Below are 16,385 nucleotides of genomic sequence, written 5' to 3' on the forward strand. Positions count from 1 at the left end.
AGGGATTTGGGACGATATGCCAGCATACACCATGCCGGGTCTAATGACTGGGCAAAATACAAACGATATCGTTAAAAAACTGGTCGAACTCGAACGCCGGCCCATCAAACGATGGGAAACCGAGAACGAATACGCCAAAGCACAGATGCAAATCTGGGGCGAGGTGAAAAATCTTTCCACCAACCTCCAAACCAAAACCCGAGCTCTTGTTTCCTTTACCGCTCCGTTTGCAACCAAATCAGTTTCTTCTTCGGAAGAAGGTGTGATCACCGGTGAGGCTTCTCGTGCCGCTAAGTCCGGAAACAGAGCCTTAGAAATTACTGAAATGGCAAGCAAACACCAGTTATCTGGTGTTGCAGTGGATACCGACATCCGAATGCCAGAAGGTAGTTTTACAATCTACTCCGGAAAATCCAAAGAAACAGTTACCTTTCCTGGTGGGGGACTGAGTGAACTCACAAATTCCATTAAAAATATGGCAGGGGGACTTGCGGACACATCCATCATTAAAATTGATAAGGATTCCTCCATCCTCACTGTCACTTCTGTAAAAACCGGCAAAAAAAATGAACTCCAATTTTCCGATCCCAATGGAATTTTGAAACTAGCAGGTCTAGTTGGTGAAAACAAGGTTAGTTTAGAAGACACAAAACAACTGTTATCTTTAGATGTTTCCAAATCAAAATTTTGGGACCTAACCAAGTTTAAAAAATCGGAAATCGAAACCGAAAAACTAATCCAATCCGAAGAAGGCATTACAATCAAACCTGATACTGCCTTTTCGATTCCTATCGCAGTGACAGAAATCAAAGAGAGAGCTTTTGTCGAAGTAGAAATCGTGGGAGAAGCTCCTGCTGTGATGGAGATGGGAATTGGATTTGAAAAAGAAGGAAGTGTTCGTAATAAATTCCTTCCCATCAACAAAACAGAATCCAAATACATTTTTTTAGCTGGTGATTTTGCCAGTGATAAAAATTTGACTGCTATCATTCTTTCCAATGCGGCAACCACTCCGGTTCTGATTAAATCAGTAACTCTTGTAACTCCTCCAGCACCGGGAACGGCTGAACCATTAAAAGTATTACAAGAAGGGAAAGACCTTAAAATCAAAATTGATGGTGTGGAAATCACTCGTGAATCCAATGAAGGAATTGCGGATGTATTGGAAGGAATTTCGTTTAATGTTCATAAGGTGACTGAAGAACCAGTTACATTAAAAATTCATGTGGACCATGCAAAAGGTTCTGCCCTCATCAAAGAATGGGTGGATGCTTACAATGAACTCATGAAGTTTTCAAAGGAAGTCACTTCTGTTGAAAAAAATGGAAAGATCTCTGATAAAAAAGAAAGTGATGATTCCAAATCGGCAGACATCTCGCGTGATTTTTGGGACAACAAGTCCAAATCTGGGATCCTTGCCGGTGAAAACGCTATCTTAAGACTGATTGCTTCTTTAAAAACAACAGCAAACTCGTATTATCCGGCAACCAAAGACAATGGATTTCGAGTACTAACCGACATTGGAATTTCCACAGGAGCAGTGGGATCCAACTGGGAAAAAATCCAAGACGGACTTTTGCAAATTGATCAAGAAAGACTGATTGCTGTCCTGTCTGAAAATCCAGATGGGGTGCGGGACTTATTTGCCTCCGATCCAAATAACGATGCAAAGATGGAAGAAGGAGTAGGAATTCGCCTACTCGAAATTCTCAAACCTTATAACCAATATGCTTCTGGAATTGTCACAAGCAAAGTGAAACTTCTGGAAGAAAGTGTCGCAGGAAATAATAAAAAAATCAAAGAACATGAGTCTCATCTCATTAGTTTTGAAGCCAAACTGAAACAACGGTTTCTCTACATGGAACAAGGTGTGGGGAAAAACAAATCGGTTGGGAACTATTTACAGAATAATATGTTTAGAGGGAACGGTGGGGAATGATGAATATTTATATCAACGAACAACAATTAGATACTAAATTAGATGGCGAAACAAACCTCGGCCAAGTTTTGGATGAAATTCAAAAGTGGATTGAATCCAATGGAAAGTATCTTCGCCATTTCACTGTGAATGGGAAAGAATTAAATCGTTCCGATCTGAATGCTGTGGGTGTGGATGAAACAGAACGTCTGGATCTATTTGTAGGTGAAGAGTTGGATGTGATTGAAGACAGCCTTTGGGAAGTCGACAACTACGTTGATAAGGTGGGAAGTACCCTTGTGGGCCGTGATTCTCTGACGGAAAAAGAAACAGAGGATTTGAAGGAAGGAATTCCTTGGATCATTTCCATGATTCGCACCACTACGAAACTTTTGAATTTAAACTTAAACCTCATCCAACCAATGGGGAAAGGCAAAAACGTAGAAGAAATTTTAGAATCTTTGCAAAACGGATCTGAAGTTTTAGATTCTACAAAAGCCATCGAAACTTTTTTAGAAGACCTTCGGGATGTAAAACTTTTCCTTATGGATCTTAGCACTCGTCTTGCAGTGATGCGTATGGATGAAAGCGAACTAGTTGAAATCATTTCTCGTTTTGTTGAAGACAAAGATAAAGTCATCAAAGACTTTATGTTGGTAAATGAAAACTTCCAATCAGGGAAAGATCATTTGGCTTCTGAGATTTTGAATGATGCTGTTGGCCGTTTAACGGGTCTTATGTCGGCACTTGTGTCAGTCCAAACTCGTCATGCGGAACTAGATTGGCAATCCCTTGCCATTGAAGATAAAAAACTTTCAGATGTGATTGTTAGTTTGAATGAAACATTGTCAAACATTGCATCGGCTATGGAAAAAAATGATATTGTTTATGCTGGGGATATTTTGGAATATGAACTTCCTGAATTACTCAGTGACTTCATTCCTTTCCTTTCTCTTGTTTTAGAAAGAGTCGCAGTTTAAGGATTTGGTTCTTTGGGGAATCGGGTGGCAATCCGGTTCCCAAGTCCAAACAAAACTCCCACAGAAAACACAACCCCTCCCCAAATCAAATTTAGATTCCAACCCAGAGATTTTTCATACATTGGATCGGACCAAGTCCAAACTCCATAAAGAGATAAAATGAGTCCGAGGATCAGAAACAGAACCGCCAGAATGGAAGATAAAGAAATCATGGCGAAATTCTATCGGAAGAACGAGTGAGATACAAGTAAATATTAAAAACCAAACCGTTGACAGAATGTTTGTCTGTAGTTTTCTTTTCTGATATGGCTTTGTTTTTGGACTTGGACAATACACTTCTTCCTTCGAAACCGGCATACGAATTTGCCATTGGAGAATGCGTAAAAGATTGGAACGAACGAAAGTTAGGTGGTGATTTTCTTTCTTTATATGAAGCGGCTAGAAAAAAAGTAAAAAACCAACTAGAAGGCCATAGTTCCAACCGTTTGCGGTTACTTTGTTTTAAGTTGATGTTGGATGTTGTTAAAAATCAATCTAACTTAAAATTAGAAGATGTAACCAATCTAACGGCCCAAAGTGGATTCCAAACAAAAGACATAGTTGATGTTTTGTGGATGGAAGAAAGATACCATTTTCATTTTTTGTCTTATTTGAAAACGGAAGCCAAAAAAGAAATCTATCAAACCAAACTATTTCCTAAACTCGTGGCCTTATCCGAACGGTTCCCAATTTTTTTAACCACCAACGAAACTTTAAGAACTCAATTATTAAAGGTATCTTCTTTTTTACCGGATTCTTTTCGTTTTACTTTGATCACTTCTGAAGAAGTGGGATTTGAAAAACCATCCACAAAATTTTTCTCTTATGTATTAGAAGCGACCAAAGAAAATCCAGCGGATTGTATTTTGCTTGGAGATAATTGGGAAGATGATGTTCTGGGAGCCAACCGACATGGCATTGCAAGCATTCACATTCCTACAATGTGGGGGGATGGTGCGGGTGTAGCGGAGTATCCTTTTGAATCTTCGGCACCGATTTGGACAGCACCGAATACAGTTCTTGCTTTAGATTTTGCTGAATTATGGCTTCACAAGCGTCAAAAATAAAGTATTGTTCCAGTTGATGGTTCTAAAACTCAGAACAAAAATTAGTTTCGTAAAATAATAATAAGCTAACTTTAAATAAACGGCAAGTTTACTTTTGCTTCCTGATACAGAAAGGATGGGCATGAGCACTTTGTATTTTGGTTCAATAAATCCACATTGTTTTCCTAGTTCTGCCAATGTGTGCATTTTGTAATTGTTCACATGGTCTTTGGCTTCTAAGTAATGAACTCCTTCCTGCATCCCTTTTAGTTTTACCTTTAGATTTGCTTTTGCTAGTTGGATCGGAAAATTCGGAGTTTGTAAAAATAGAATTCCACCGGGTTTCAGGAGTCCGTGTAGGTAAGTGAGTAAAGAATGTGGTTTGGGAATGTGTTCGATCACGTCCCAAAGTGTGATGATATCAAAACTTTCATTCGGTAGTTTGGAATCCTGGACAAGACCTGCATAAACCGTTTTCATTCCATTTTGTTCGTTGGCAAATTTGACAGCTTGTTTGGAAATTTCATAACCAACGGCAGACCAACCTGGTTTTTTGGTAAGCACTGCCTTCACAAAAAATCCAAGCCCACAACCCACATCGAGAAGGTTTCCTTTCTCCTGTTTTAAGTAAGTTGAAATGAAATCGGAATACACAGCTCGGTGTGCATCATCCCACCATTTTAAATCATAGGTTTGTTCTGCTCCGTCCCAATAACCTTCGTAATGTTCTTCTTGTTCATAAGAGGAATAGACATGACCACAGTTTTTACATTCTAAAATGGGGGTTCCATTTTCATTGAAAACGGTTTTGGAGTCGGAAGATTGGCAAAGGATACAAGATTTCATGGTCTGAGAGTCAGTCTAAATGATGAGAACAAGGGTCAAACTAAAAAACCTTGATCCGGCTTGCCAACATTCATGGTGAAAAAAACATGGGGTGAGATAAGAGAGGATAAAATGAAAATCAACTTCACCAAAATGGAAGGAATTGGAAATGACTATGTGTATATCGATGCCACGAAAAACGATATTCGTTTGAGTCCAGAACAAATCCAAAAACTATCCGACCGCAATTTCGGAATTGGTGGAGACGGGGTGATTTTTATTCGTAACTCAAAAACCGGTGAGTTCCAAATGGACATGTACAACTCGGATGGAAGTTCTTCCGAGATGTGTGGGAACGGAGTCCGTTGTGTCGGAAAATTTGTTTTTGACCATGGTCTGACTAAAAACCAAAAGCCAACCATTGAAACTGGTAAAGGTGTTCTCACCCTCGACCTAAAAACAGGAAACAATGGCAAAGTAGAAATGGTAACTGTGGATATGGGTGAACCCATCCTCAAACCATCCCTTGTTCCCATTGTATGGACAGGTGACGAACCAGTCATCAACCAAGTCTTGGAAGTCCAAGGAAAACATTATCATTTTACAGCTGTTAGTATGGGGAACCCACATTGTGTGATTTATGTGGACGATGCCGATGCCTTCCCTGTGCGGGAGATTGGACCCCTCATTGAAAACCACCCACTTTTCCCAAGAAGAGTGAACGTGGAATTTGTATCGGTTCGGGGAAAGGACCATCTTTACCAAAGGACTTGGGAAAGAGGAGCAGGGGAAACCTTGGCTTGTGGGACAGGAGCCTGTGCTGTGACAGTTGCTTCCATCTTAAATGGTAAAACTGGACGATCCGTAAAAATTGATCTTCGTGGTGGAACTCTCAATATCGAATGGAAAGAAAACGGATCGGTGATGATGACTGGGCCTGCGAAGGAAGTGTTTTCTGGAGAAGTAGAAGTTTAAATAAATCAAAATTAGGCTACTCGATATTTGGGTAGTCTTTGTTTTGCGTAATCGCGTATCAGTCAAAAAGTGTTTTTTCTTTTTGTAAAATTTCTTTAATTTGAATTTCAAGAACTGGAATTTTGTTTTTAACAAGATCCCAAACAATATCGTAATCTACGATAAAATTTCGTTATAAATATGTTTAATGTAATCTATGTCAGACTTCAATTAGAACTGACTCACTTTCTAGAGAAGTTTTAAGAGAACCCGAGATAGAATCAGTAGTCAATAGATCAACTTTTACGTTAAAGAGGTCTTCCAATAAAAAAGTTAGATCAATGTAATTATCAAAACTTTTCATTCCAGGTTTGAATTTAACTAGGAAATCAATATCGCTATTTTGATTTGCTTCATTTCTTGCGACCGATCCAAAAAGATGAATCGTCTCCACTCCTAATGAATCCAGCTCCTTTTTGTAATTTTTTAAGGAATTTTGAATAGAGTCTGAATCTAAAAATTCAACCGTCGCCATATCTCAAAATCTATCGATTTTTTCTAAAAGTCAAGCCATTGAATGTGGGTGGTTTCGCTCTTTCTTTGGTATTTTTCTCAAAATTAAATAAAGTGTAACAAATGAACCGATGCCCTGAGATAATCATTTAAGGGATTAAGCGTAACAAAACTGTATGCGAAACCAATCGGGATTCGATTACTTTTTTAAATAATCTACTTTTTGTAATTCACCCATTCTGCGTTTGGTTTCGTTCGAAACTTCCACCATACCCTTGTCAAGCGGTAGGTGAGCATAGTTTTCGTATTTGATCACTTCCCCAAACACAACATTGATTTTTTTATAAACCACACGGCGTTTGATATCACAAACTTCTTTTGGCATCCCCATAAAGGCACGTACCAATGGTGGGATGGGATAGTCTGTGACTGTTTCTTCATCGGGAATGATGACTGTGGGAAGGATGTCCACTTTGTTCCGAAGGCTAAAGGCAGCAAATCCCGAATGGAAATTGGCGAGTGGGGCAGAAAAATCATTTTGCACCATATAGTCATGGCCTTCAGGAAAAATTCCTAACACGTCTCCATTTTTAAAGACCTGTTGTACCTTTTTGATACTGGCCATAGAGATATTGCCATCGATGGCCATAGGAATGGTTCCTGTTTTTTCCACCAGATCTTTGAAGAGAGGAATGCGAGTGGTATACTCAGCAGCGATCCAAGAAATGAACCGAGGGAATACCGAACCAATCACAAAGGGATCCATATCACTTCTATGATTGCAAGTGAGGATGAGTTTGCCATTGGGTACAATGTTATGGTAACCGTAGACTGTTGTGTTTACCGCCAAATTGAAGAACGGAGTGACAAACTTTTTGATGTTCTCAACATTCTTTTTGACTTGGTCTACGGTGTTTTCCATTTCATTCTCCTAAGATTTTTTGCCACCAAGATTTGGTAGAAGGGTCTCCGGTGGGAGTTCTTGTTTCCTGGTTCATTCCGCTACCAGTATTGGACTCTCTCGGATCAGTGGCGAGAGGCTCTCTCCGTTTTTTTCCTAGATGAGGGCTCGGAACGGTTCTTTTAATCTCTTCTAGCTCTTTTTGAGCAGATACATTCGTTTTTAAAAATGCACGGATCTCATCCCATTGGGGATCAAAATCATTTCCGTACATGGCATAATTCATAAGATCAATACGATCAAAATCGGGCATGTTCAAGATTGAAAGTGATGCCCTGACAAATTCAATCCAATTTTTATTTGGGCACTCTAGAATGGGGGAGGGCAGTTCCGAAAATATAAAGGTGAGAGATAGAATCGAGTCCAAGAGACATAAGATCAAAAAAACAAACCAGAACACATCCTTATTGCCACCGAATGTAGTGCCCTTCCCTCTACTTCCGAATAAAGAGAAAATTTTCCATCTTTGCGAAGATTTGTTTTGCGAGCCGGGTGACGAAAGGGAAGCATAGAAATGATGGCAAAACGACTCATCCTTTTATCTGTATTTTTCCTGTTCTTTCAAAACTCAATGTGTTTGAAACTTTGGATTGTTTCTTCCAAATACCGCACCACGGAAGACGCAAGAGACCACAAAACCTACCAAAAAACTCGAAGTTTTCTAAAAGCAAAACAATGGTTGGAATACAAATTAGATCCTGAACTTTCCAAAATCGAATTGGAAAACCAGGATACGGGCGAACTCAAAGGCATTGGTCTGATTAAATGTTACGTTCCCTATGGAATTGGGGAAGTGGATGCCAATGAACATGAATTTGAATACGTAGTTAAAATTCGAGATGGGCATGCAGAGATGCAGATCAACAAAATCTTTTCTTTCATTCGTGATCCGAATGATATTGTCCTAAATTATGGACCAAAAAATGAGAAGGTTGCTAAAATTACCATTAGGTCTTGTTTTAGGCCCTTGATGGATGATTTTTTTGAATTTATTAAATAACGGAAAAGATTAATATCCGAGCGGGTTTCCCACAGTGGTGCCCGTAGATCCGTAAGTATTGGTTCCCGTTGCAGAATCAGTCAGCCCATAGTGGTTTAGATTATTCGAATTTCCATTGTTAGTGGATGAACTGGAGGAAGAACCAGAAGAATTCGATGAAGAATACCCGCCTTGCGTTCCATCTCCCTCTAAAAGGTCTAAGATGTCTTGGGTATTTACCAACTTGATTTCGTTACACGAAACCAAAGAAAGGCAAAACAAAAATATTCCAAATGCAAACTTCATTCCAACCCCATTTTGCAAAGTTTTCAAATTTGGTTCAACCATTTTATTCGGCCTCTGAATAAGAATAAATCCTTTCTTTGGTCTCTCTCCCTTTCAATTCATATTCACCCTCGGACTGTAATTTGGATCTAATGTTTTCTGGTAGAAGGATAGATGTGTTTTCAGTGAGAAGAAGATTTTTCTTTAAACCTTTACAAAGTCCTTCCACTCGAGAAGCGGTATTGACTGTATCTCCAATCACTGTAAATTCCATTCGATTGGCAGATCCGATATTTCCGACAAGAAGGCTCCCTGTATGGATTCCAATTCCCATCTTGAGTTCGGTAAGTCCTTCCTTTAAAAATTGAGCATTGAGTGAATCTAAATTTTTCTGCATTTGCAGAGCCGTTGCAAACGCACGTTCGGCGTGGTCTGCCATTGGCATAGGTGTCCCAAATACGGCAAGGATGGCATCCCCAATGAATTTATTGATAAAACCACCATGGATTTCAATGGCATTACTCATTTCTTGAAAATAACGGTTGAGGATGTACAAAACTTCTTCCGGTTTTCTTTTTTCCGAAAGTGTAGTAAAATCTCTGAGGTCTGAAAACAATATTGAAGCTTCTACCACTTTTCCACCTAAACTATGTTCATTGGAAAGTAAATAATCTCTGACTCTAGGATCTACAATTCGACCAAATGTATCTTTGATCCTTTCTCTTTCCGCAAGTCCTTCCGCCATTTCGTTTACCGCATCACCCAGTAGTCCGAGTTCATCGGAGCTAAAAATTTTTACCCTGGTATCAAACTTTTGTTCTTTGATGAGTTCTGTTGCTTTTTCAATTTGATTGAGTGGATGTTGCAGACTGGATGCAAATGACATTGCAAAAGCAAAGGAAAAAACAAGCATAATGGCGATGACTTCAAATAGAACATCGTTGTGAACAAGTTCATGTAAATTAAAAATGTTTTGGCCTGTCCTGAGTAAAATCCCAAAGATCAGAAGTACGATGGGAAAAAGAGTTGAGGCGGCCCAAAAAATAAATTGTTTTGTGACAATTGAGAATTGTTTACCGTGTGCATATTTTCCAAGTCCACCCTCCGGAAATACACAAGGTATGATCAGGAGTTTATTTAAGTAAGTGGTTGTGGCGTAAGAGAAGGCAAAGGCAAATAAACCCCAAAATCCGAATAAAATAGAAACTGTAACGATACTTTGGTGAGGGGCTTCTGGAAAAAGTGCGTCGATACGACATACACTTAAAAAATTGGAAATCTCCCAACCGATAAATCCTAAGATACTAATTGTTAATGGTGAGTGAACAATTCGGTGGCGAGCCCTTTCTTCTGAGATAAAGTTACAACCTTTGGTAGAAAAAAGAAATTTTGCAATTGGTAAACTATAAAAGAATAAAATGAGGGTAATGATGGGGAAAGGTGCCCAAGTGAATATAGCGAGTGTTAGATCATTTTTGATTTGAGTGGCTTCGAATAACGCTAAGAACTGGTCAGGCAAAAAAGCAGAGGCAGTATAGTTGGCAAATAAAAGTGTAAACAAACAGGCACAAAAAGGAACAATAAAATAGATTAGTAAAAAGGCAATGAATTGTAGAGTGCGACCTGGTTTCATCATGATAATTCTTCCTTAAGGAGAGTGCCTTTTTGTTTTCGTTTCAATAAGATTCTTTGAACCTGGATGTGTTTTTTGTCAGTGAGTGGGAAAAACAAAAAGAGAATGGAACCAAAAATAAAAAAGAATCCAACTCCAGGTCCAAAAATCATCGCAAGACGAAATCCTACTTCTTGTGATTGCGTAGGTGCTCCATTTTGAAATCCAATCATATCCAGCAAAAATCCAGTGATGGCAATTCCAAAGGCTTGTGAAAATTTAACACCCATCTTCCAAATTCCAAAATACAATCCTTCTCGTTTTTCTCCTGTTTTGAATTCATCGTAATCGACTACATCAGTTAAGATGGAATCCATGATGAGGATGGATCCGGCACAGATTCCTCCGATAAAAGCTACTATGAGTGGAGGTCTTAATTCTCCATAAGGAAACAGGGGATAGGCGATGACAGTTAGAACTCCTAGACAAAAAACTCCGAGAAATGCAGGGATTTTTTTCCCAATTTTTTTAGCGATCCAAACCCAAAATCCAATCGAAAGGAGAAGAACTAAAAAAAATGGAAGTAGGATATTGATGACAACCAAAGATTCTTTGAGCCCCAAACGAAATTCATAGTAGTAAAGTGCAATGGCGGAATTAAAGGTTCTTCCGATGGTTGCGATGATAAAGGCAAAAAGCAAAATGAGAAACATTTTGTTTTTTAAAACGGATATAAATGCTTTAAAGAATGGGGTTTTATTTTCCTGTTTTTCTTTAGTTCTGTCTTTTCCTTTCGTCACAAGAAATGTAATGATGGAAGAAATCAAAATAACTATAGAAACAATTTCTCCTGCCGTAGTGCGAGAGAGAATGATATTTTCTTTGGAAGATTCATCACCTAAAGATTGTAAAATGGCAGCAGGAACAATCATTCCAACGAGCATACCTATGTTACTAAAGAACAATCTCCATCCAAAAACAGAAGTCCTTTCATTTCTTTCGAAACTCAATTCTCCTCCTAAGGCAATATGAGGAACGGAGATTATGGTCATGGCTGTGTTTACAAATAGATAAACTGACAAAAGGTAAGAAAATTTTCCTATTTGTGTTGTTAGGTGAGGAGGAGAAAAGAGCAGTAGGACTGCAAGCGATAGTAAAACTCCACCAAAAAGGATATAAGGTCTTCGGCGTCCCCATTTGGAATGCGTATGATCCGAAATTCTGCCCATCAGAGGGTCACTGACAGCATCCCAGATCACAGAAATGGAAAGAGCAATCCCGGCCAAACTAGAATTTAGGCCTACAATTTCAGTGTAAAATTTAAGTAGATAGATTTGTGTGAATAGTTGAACGGCTGTTATGCCAGTTTCTGCCAATCCATATCCCATTTTTATGGGGAGTTTTAGTTTTGTTTGGTTCATTCCTGGACTCAAGTATTTGACGGTAGGAACTGTAAATCTGGGGAAGAAAATTCTAAACTTTAGATGAATTCAGTTTTTATCTAGGAAAGTTTTTTAGGCAAATAACAGATTCTTATCAAAGAAATATCATCGATGACTTGGCCTATGGATTCAATTTGTTTTGTGATGGCAAGTAGATTGGCTTCTGTTGATTCAACTAGTTTTAAAAAAGTCTGTTCGTCAGAATTCACTTCCCATTTTCCATCTTCATCTAAACGTAAAAGATCATCTTTTCCATCGGATCCAATGATTAGAATATCTTCTGCTTGGAGTTGGAATTCTTTGATATGTTGGATGGGCATCGCACCTAAGGTCCCCAATTTTCGATAAGAAACATCCGCAGAAATATACTCTGCTTTTCCTTTTCGGTATAAAACAAGGGAAGGATGTTCCGCATTTAAAAAAAATAATCTTCCTGTATCTTCTTCTAGAAGTCCCATGGTGAGGGAAACGAGCATGGTACCATCAAAGGCTTCAAAGATCATATGCATTTCTTGGAGGTTGTATTTCAACCAATCCTCCGGGCCTAATGCTTGGTATCCGGGATCTGTTTTTGTCCTTTGGACAATGGATTGAAAGACCGCACCAAATACCAAAGCCCCTCCGGCACCTTGCATCGATTTTCCCATAGCATCTGCATTTGCAAATAATAAGAATCTTCTATTTTGCAAAACGATAGAATGGGAAATATTGATATCTCCTCCAATATCGTATCTTTGGTTTTTGTATTCGAAAACTTTTTTCTGTCGGACCAGATGATCCACTTCTAGTTGTGAACTATCTACATCTTTTATGGCAAGAGGGTTTAATAGTTGATAGGTGAGAAAATAATCACCATCTTGTTGGATTTTTAAATTGCTAATGTCTTTTAGTGTTTGGTTGAGTTCGTTGGTTCTCTGTGTGACCTTTTCTTCCAAACCTTCATTTAAGTTTCTAATTTCCTCATACATACCTTTGAGTTTGGTAATCACGGAGTTTAGATAGAATGCTTGTTTGGCGAAATCATCACTGGATTTTGGAGTCACAACAACATCAAAATTCCCTTTCGACAGTTCTCCTAAAGATCTGCTAGTTTCATTTAGGCCTTCGTTTACAGATTTAGCAACCACATAAGAACAAACAATAAGAGGGATAATAAAAATAAAAGAAACAGTTACAATCGGGATCATGGGATCTTGAACAGCAATCTCTCCCATTGCAAGTGAATATAGGATATAAGAAAATATAACAAAGGGGAGAGCTGCCAAACTAAAAAATGCAACAAGGATTCTTGTGAAATAATTAAACTTTGGAATATCTTTTTCTTGAAGTTCTATGTTTTTGATCTGAGGAAGGTCGAAGAGAGGGCGAATACAACTTTCTGAGATGAAATAATAAGTAACAAAAGAAATGGGAGCAATCATTACAAAAGTAAAAATGGCTGAACGAAGGACAGATGGCATGTAGGCCACTAAATAAAAAAATAAAAAACTAATAGGGATTACACCAGATAACCAACGTATTACGATGATTATGGCTTCGAGTAATGGATAACGGAAGAGAAGTACTTTTACGGATCTTGCATATTCCATTTCTTCTTTTGAAAGAGATGAAATCCCCGAAGTTGGAATAGAAACTCTTTCAATTTTTGCGTATAGATATTTGAGAAGGAGGTGGCGAACAAAAGTTCCAAGTAGGCCAATTCCGGTCGCAAACACCACACAAAGGGCAATGAAAATTCTCCAATGTTCTGGCTCCATTTTTTGTGTAATGATCGCATAGTATACGGCAAAGGGAACAGGGACGGTGTGTGTGAATGCTTCTAGTTTTAGAGTAAGATCCCAGAAAAGTGTTTCTCGTTTCACGTTATCACCTGATCTTACCTTCCAGTTTCTGCATATAGTGAGCGATCAATCTGTAAAAGTCAAGTCGAAGGGTTATATTTTCAGCTAAACTTTCCATTTTTGAATCATCCACCTACCGGTTGTTATGTTGCCAGAGTAAGACAGATTCTAAAATTATTTAAGATTTCGAAAAAAGAACAATGTTTCGGTCTTGTGTTTTTTAAATATTTTTTTAGAACCTTGGAGAGGATTTCGTTCTCTTTGCATTTGTAAATTGTACTTGGTCGATCTCCGGCACCAAAATACAAAGAATTCATGCGTCAGAATTTTCCCGTCACAAACAAGGAAGTGGAATTCCATGAAGGAACCAAGATCACTTCCAAAACAGATTTAAAAGGAATCATCACTTATGTGAATGAGGATTTTTTACGCATTAGTGGATATACAGAAAAGGAGCTGATTGGGCAGCCGCACAACCTGATCCGTCATCCTGATATGCCTAAAGGAGCATTCCAAGATCTCTGGGATACAATCAAAGGGCAACACTCTTGGGTGGGTATCGTGAAGAACCGCTGTAAAAACGGAGATTTTTACTGGGTGGATGCAAACGTGTCACCAATCTACGAAGATGGAAAACATGTAGGTTATATGTCGGTTCGCACCAAAGCATCCACAAAACAAATTCAGAATGCAGAAATCCTATATGCAAAAATGAATTCCGGACAAGGCAAACTCGAGGTGAATTCCACATCGTTTTTTGGATTTTCTTGTCCTTCTGTATTTTTAATGCAAACGATTGTTAGTGGTTTGTTATTGGTATTGTTTTATCTTAAAACAAATACTAGTTTGGTTTTTCTTTCAAGCCCTCTCATTTCAATTTTTGGATTTGTTTTGTTTGTGATGACATCAACGTTTGGGTATCTAACGATTCGCAAAAATAAAAATTCCTTTCTAAAGGTGAAGGAATATCTGGAGAATTTATACAATGGTAAGTTGAAATTTGATGTGGCATTTGAGACTCGTGGTGATTATTCAGAAATTTTCCCATTGATCAAAAAAACACAATTTGAATTTCGAGGAATGATTTCTCAATTGATAGGGAACGCAGAAATTGTAAAAACCCAAATTGGAGCACTCACTTACGCCGTAGAACATATTCATATTGCATTTCAGGAATTATCGAAGGCTATATTTTCCTTGGCAGATTCTAGTATTGTGACTCGCGAAAGTTCTGATAGTATTTTCCAGGAAATGGATGCACTAAATCACCTAATTGGAAATATACGAAATGAGTCGAATATTGTCCAATTGGAATCCACAGAGTCATATCAATTTTCCCTAGTGGGAAAAAATTGTTCCGATAAGGCAATGGCTCAATTTCAGAAAGCAAAGAAACAAATTTTAAAAACTTCTGAGGTGATTAAAGAGTTAGGTGAAAAAACAAAAGCCATTCGAAAGATCACAGAGACTATCACTTCTATTTCCGAAAAAACAAACTTACTATCGTTAAATGCTTCCATTGAATCGGCTCGTGCTGGGGAGGCTGGAAAAGGATTTGCAGTGGTCGCAGGAGAAGTGGGAAAGTTGGCAGTACAATCCAATCAATCAGCCAAAGAAATATCTGCCTTCATCAATGAATTAACATCAAAAATTTTACAAACGGTCACTGATATCAAGGAAGGACTTACTGAGGTTGAGGTAGGATCTTTGGAGTTTGAAACCGTACAAATGGAGATGGACAAAATTTTAAAAAATGCAGAAGATACTAAGTCCAGTGCAGAAAAGATCAACGGATCCACCGAAGGAACAGAATCCATGTCAGGAAATGTTTTAGGAAATATGGAAAAAATTCAAACGCAACTCATCAATACTTCGGCCATTGTGGAAGAGTTATCGGCTGCTGCGAACGAACAGAAACAAACCATAGGAGCGATCGAAGAGTCGATCACAAACTTAGGTTTGGTTGCAGATCGATTGGACTCAGTTGCCTTCCGATTTCATTTTTAAGGATAAAGTGATGACAAACCCCGACCCAAATGCAAAATCGAAAATGAATTTCCATGTAGAAACTTCAAGAGTGGATTCCCACTCGAGTTTGTCGCGGTGTAAATCGGCAGAAATCGTATTAGATACGGATATGGCTGGGAATCCAAATGCCTTCAATCCTGCTTAAGTTGTTACTTTCAGCTCTTTCAGCCTGTATCATCAAAGGAGTGGAAAGAGTGGCTCCCATCCTTCATTTTCAACTCAAAGGGATTCAGGTCATCGTGGATGGAATTCGACAAGATGTCCCACCCAAAATGGAATCCATTCGTTATCAAATCATTGTCGACACGGAAGAATCTGACGACCGTCTGCGTTTGTTACATGAGAATATCAAAAAGTACGGAACCGTCTTTAATACTGTTGCACCGGGAACCGATTTGGCTGGTGAAATTCGAAGAAAATAAAAAACCCAAAGTTTCCTTTGGGTTTGCCGATTCAAATGACTGTTTGAATCAAATCAGAATAGGATTAGTCCAAACCTTCCCTTTCTGATCTTCTGAAATGTTTAGTCTTCTATGTTCCAACCCACTGAATAAATGACAGCAGTGGAAATAGTAAATATTGAATAGTAAGCGACCCAAACCCAAACTAGTGCAGACGGCACAAAGTTAGTTAAGGACAAGGTCCAAAGCATTGGTGATACAAATCCAATGATGGAAACCAAGATTCCCACTAAAAACCCACCTACAAGTCCTTGGGGTAAAGATTCTTTCATTAGTGCATAAAGAAATCCAAAAGCAAGCGTAAACGATAAATCGCTGAACACAGGTCCAAGCCAAAAAACATCTGTTATGGGAACAAAGATCGATTTCAGTGTTGGATCAAAGTAAAACTTTGAAAAAAACACCATCCGAACGGGAATGGATACTGCTTCCCAAAACGAAAAGGCAAGGAGGAACCGGACGAGTATCCGATTCCATTTTTCTGTATTCAGCGAACTCAAA

At 38.5% G+C, this 16,385-nt stretch carries 16 protein-coding genes and 2 pseudogenes; 7 read left to right on the forward strand and 11 right to left on the reverse strand.

The features are described from left to right. Nucleotides 1–16: 16 nt before the first annotated feature. Together fliD and EHR01_RS17550 are read left to right on the forward strand one after the other, a co-directional pair. Nucleotides 17–1,939 carry a flagellar filament capping protein FliD gene (gene fliD / locus EHR01_RS17545; protein WP_135696769.1) on the forward strand — a complete coding sequence of 641 codons (1,923 nt, stop codon included), beginning with the start codon at nucleotides 17–19 and terminating at the stop codon, nucleotides 1,937–1,939. Further along, nucleotides 1,936–2,898 (forward strand): hypothetical protein, encoded by a 963-nt coding sequence (locus EHR01_RS17550; protein WP_135696771.1) that lies wholly within the window; start codon nucleotides 1,936–1,938, stop codon nucleotides 2,896–2,898. Before fliD ends, EHR01_RS17550 begins: the two co-directional genes overlap by 4 nt. Here EHR01_RS17550 and EHR01_RS17555 read toward each other — a convergent pair. Continuing rightward, entirely contained in the window at nucleotides 2,895–3,110 is a 216-nt protein-coding gene (locus tag EHR01_RS17555) for a hypothetical protein (RefSeq protein WP_135696773.1), read from the reverse strand. The genes EHR01_RS17550 and EHR01_RS17555 overlap by 4 nt on opposite strands. Before the next feature lie 93 nt (nucleotides 3,111–3,203). On the opposite strand from EHR01_RS17555, the gene EHR01_RS17560 reads away from it, so the two are divergent. Beyond that, the gene (locus tag EHR01_RS17560; RefSeq protein WP_135697437.1) at nucleotides 3,204–4,004 is read left to right on the forward strand and encodes an HAD family hydrolase; all 801 of its coding nucleotides are present in this window, start codon (nucleotides 3,204–3,206) and stop codon (nucleotides 4,002–4,004) included. On the opposite strand, the gene EHR01_RS17565 is transcribed toward EHR01_RS17560, so the two are convergent. Next, nucleotides 3,978–4,829 carry a methyltransferase domain-containing protein gene (locus tag EHR01_RS17565; protein WP_135696775.1) on the reverse strand — a complete coding sequence of 284 codons (852 nt, stop codon included), beginning with the start codon at nucleotides 4,827–4,829 and terminating at the stop codon, nucleotides 3,978–3,980. The two genes, EHR01_RS17560 and EHR01_RS17565, sit on opposite strands and share 27 nt — an antisense overlap. Nucleotides 4,830–4,940: 111 nt before the next feature. Between EHR01_RS17565 and dapF the strand changes: the two genes are divergently transcribed. Continuing rightward, nucleotides 4,941–5,783 carry a diaminopimelate epimerase gene (gene dapF / locus EHR01_RS17570; RefSeq protein ID WP_135696777.1) on the forward strand — a complete coding sequence of 281 codons (843 nt, stop codon included), beginning with the start codon at nucleotides 4,941–4,943 and terminating at the stop codon, nucleotides 5,781–5,783. Between the two features lie 58 nt (nucleotides 5,784–5,841). Here the strand turns inward: dapF and EHR01_RS19465 are convergent. From EHR01_RS19465 to EHR01_RS17585, 4 genes and pseudogenes are all read right to left on the reverse strand, one after another. After that, a pseudogene (locus tag EHR01_RS19465) lies at nucleotides 5,842–5,949 on the reverse strand (DUF86 domain-containing protein); the annotation flags it as partial. A gap of 33 nt (nucleotides 5,950–5,982) precedes the next feature. Further along, nucleotides 5,983–6,297 carry a nucleotidyltransferase family protein gene (locus tag EHR01_RS17575; RefSeq protein WP_135696779.1) on the reverse strand — a complete coding sequence of 105 codons (315 nt, stop codon included), beginning with the start codon at nucleotides 6,295–6,297 and terminating at the stop codon, nucleotides 5,983–5,985. A gap of 177 nt (nucleotides 6,298–6,474) precedes the next feature. Continuing rightward, nucleotides 6,475–7,197 (reverse strand): lysophospholipid acyltransferase family protein, encoded by a 723-nt coding sequence (locus EHR01_RS17580; RefSeq protein ID WP_135696781.1) that lies wholly within the window; start codon nucleotides 7,195–7,197, stop codon nucleotides 6,475–6,477. Between the two features lies 1 nt (nucleotide 7,198). Next, entirely contained in the window at nucleotides 7,199–7,489 is a 291-nt protein-coding gene (locus EHR01_RS17585) for a hypothetical protein (protein ID WP_135697439.1), read from the reverse strand. Between the two features lie 261 nt (nucleotides 7,490–7,750). Between EHR01_RS17585 and EHR01_RS17590 the strand changes: the two genes are divergently transcribed. Next, nucleotides 7,751–8,236, forward strand: a complete 486-nt coding sequence (locus EHR01_RS17590) for a DUF4468 domain-containing protein (protein WP_135696783.1) — start codon at nucleotides 7,751–7,753, stop codon at nucleotides 8,234–8,236. 9 nt (nucleotides 8,237–8,245) lie between these two features. On the opposite strand, the gene EHR01_RS17595 is transcribed toward EHR01_RS17590, so the two are convergent. The 4 genes from EHR01_RS17595 to EHR01_RS17610 all read right to left on the reverse strand — a co-directional run bounded on the left by EHR01_RS17595 (nucleotide 8,246) and on the right by EHR01_RS17610 (nucleotide 13,416). Beyond that, nucleotides 8,246–8,521, reverse strand: a complete 276-nt coding sequence (locus tag EHR01_RS17595; RefSeq protein ID WP_244310176.1) for a hypothetical protein — start codon at nucleotides 8,519–8,521, stop codon at nucleotides 8,246–8,248. 43 nt (nucleotides 8,522–8,564) lie between these two features. Beyond that, entirely contained in the window at nucleotides 8,565–10,133 is a 1,569-nt protein-coding gene (locus tag EHR01_RS17600) for an adenylate/guanylate cyclase domain-containing protein (RefSeq protein ID WP_208721819.1), read from the reverse strand. Beyond that, entirely contained in the window at nucleotides 10,133–11,533 is a 1,401-nt protein-coding gene (locus EHR01_RS17605) for an MFS transporter (RefSeq protein ID WP_135696789.1), read from the reverse strand. The genes EHR01_RS17600 and EHR01_RS17605 overlap by 1 nt, the downstream gene beginning before the upstream one ends. An 80-nt stretch (nucleotides 11,534–11,613) precedes the next feature. Further along, nucleotides 11,614–13,416 carry a SpoIIE family protein phosphatase gene (locus EHR01_RS17610; protein ID WP_135696791.1) on the reverse strand — a complete coding sequence of 601 codons (1,803 nt, stop codon included), beginning with the start codon at nucleotides 13,414–13,416 and terminating at the stop codon, nucleotides 11,614–11,616. Nucleotides 13,417–13,710: 294 nt separating this feature from the next. On the opposite strand from EHR01_RS17610, the gene EHR01_RS17615 reads away from it, so the two are divergent. Then, nucleotides 13,711–15,402, forward strand: a complete 1,692-nt coding sequence (locus EHR01_RS17615) for a methyl-accepting chemotaxis protein (RefSeq protein WP_135696793.1) — start codon at nucleotides 13,711–13,713, stop codon at nucleotides 15,400–15,402. 10 nt (nucleotides 15,403–15,412) lie between these two features. Then, a pseudogene (locus EHR01_RS17620) lies at nucleotides 15,413–15,845 on the forward strand (OsmC family protein). A gap of 101 nt (nucleotides 15,846–15,946) precedes the next feature. Here EHR01_RS17620 and EHR01_RS17625 read toward each other — a convergent pair. Beyond that, nucleotides 15,947–16,384 (reverse strand): hypothetical protein, encoded by a 438-nt coding sequence (locus EHR01_RS17625; protein ID WP_135696795.1) that lies wholly within the window; start codon nucleotides 16,382–16,384, stop codon nucleotides 15,947–15,949. Between the last annotated feature and the right edge of the window lies 1 nt (nucleotide 16,385).

The organism is Leptospira mtsangambouensis, assembly GCF_004770475.1.
GTDB classification, from domain to species: Bacteria; Spirochaetota; Leptospiria; order Leptospirales; family Leptospiraceae; genus Leptospira_A; species Leptospira_A mtsangambouensis.

Coding starts and splice junctions, on each gene's coding strand:
- EHR01_RS17595 (WP_244310176.1), bottom strand. CDS start 8,521: ATGAAGTTTGCATTTGGAATATTTTTGTTTTGCCTTTCTTTGGTTTCG.
- EHR01_RS17590 (WP_135696783.1), top strand. CDS start 7,751: ATGATGGCAAAACGACTCATCCTTTTATCTGTATTTTTCCTGTTCTTT.
- EHR01_RS17605 (WP_135696789.1), bottom strand. CDS start 11,533: ATGAACCAAACAAAACTAAAACTCCCCATAAAAATGGGATATGGATTG.
- EHR01_RS17580 (WP_135696781.1), bottom strand. CDS start 7,197: ATGGAAAACACCGTAGACCAAGTCAAAAAGAATGTTGAGAACATCAAA.
- EHR01_RS17615 (WP_135696793.1), top strand. CDS start 13,711: ATGCGTCAGAATTTTCCCGTCACAAACAAGGAAGTGGAATTCCATGAA.
- EHR01_RS17565 (WP_135696775.1), bottom strand. CDS start 4,829: ATGAAATCTTGTATCCTTTGCCAATCTTCCGACTCCAAAACCGTTTTC.
- fliD (WP_135696769.1), top strand. CDS start 17: ATGCCAGCATACACCATGCCGGGTCTAATGACTGGGCAAAATACAAAC.
- EHR01_RS17585 (WP_135697439.1), bottom strand. CDS start 7,489: ATGCCCGATTTTGATCGTATTGATCTTATGAATTATGCCATGTACGGA.
- EHR01_RS17555 (WP_135696773.1), bottom strand. CDS start 3,110: ATGATTTCTTTATCTTCCATTCTGGCGGTTCTGTTTCTGATCCTCGGA.
- EHR01_RS17600 (WP_208721819.1), bottom strand. CDS start 10,133: ATGAAACCAGGTCGCACTCTACAATTCATTGCCTTTTTACTAATCTAT.
- EHR01_RS17550 (WP_135696771.1), top strand. CDS start 1,936: ATGATGAATATTTATATCAACGAACAACAATTAGATACTAAATTAGAT.
- EHR01_RS17575 (WP_135696779.1), bottom strand. CDS start 6,297: ATGGCGACGGTTGAATTTTTAGATTCAGACTCTATTCAAAATTCCTTA.
- dapF (WP_135696777.1), top strand. CDS start 4,941: ATGAAAATCAACTTCACCAAAATGGAAGGAATTGGAAATGACTATGTG.
- EHR01_RS17560 (WP_135697437.1), top strand. CDS start 3,204: ATGGCTTTGTTTTTGGACTTGGACAATACACTTCTTCCTTCGAAACCG.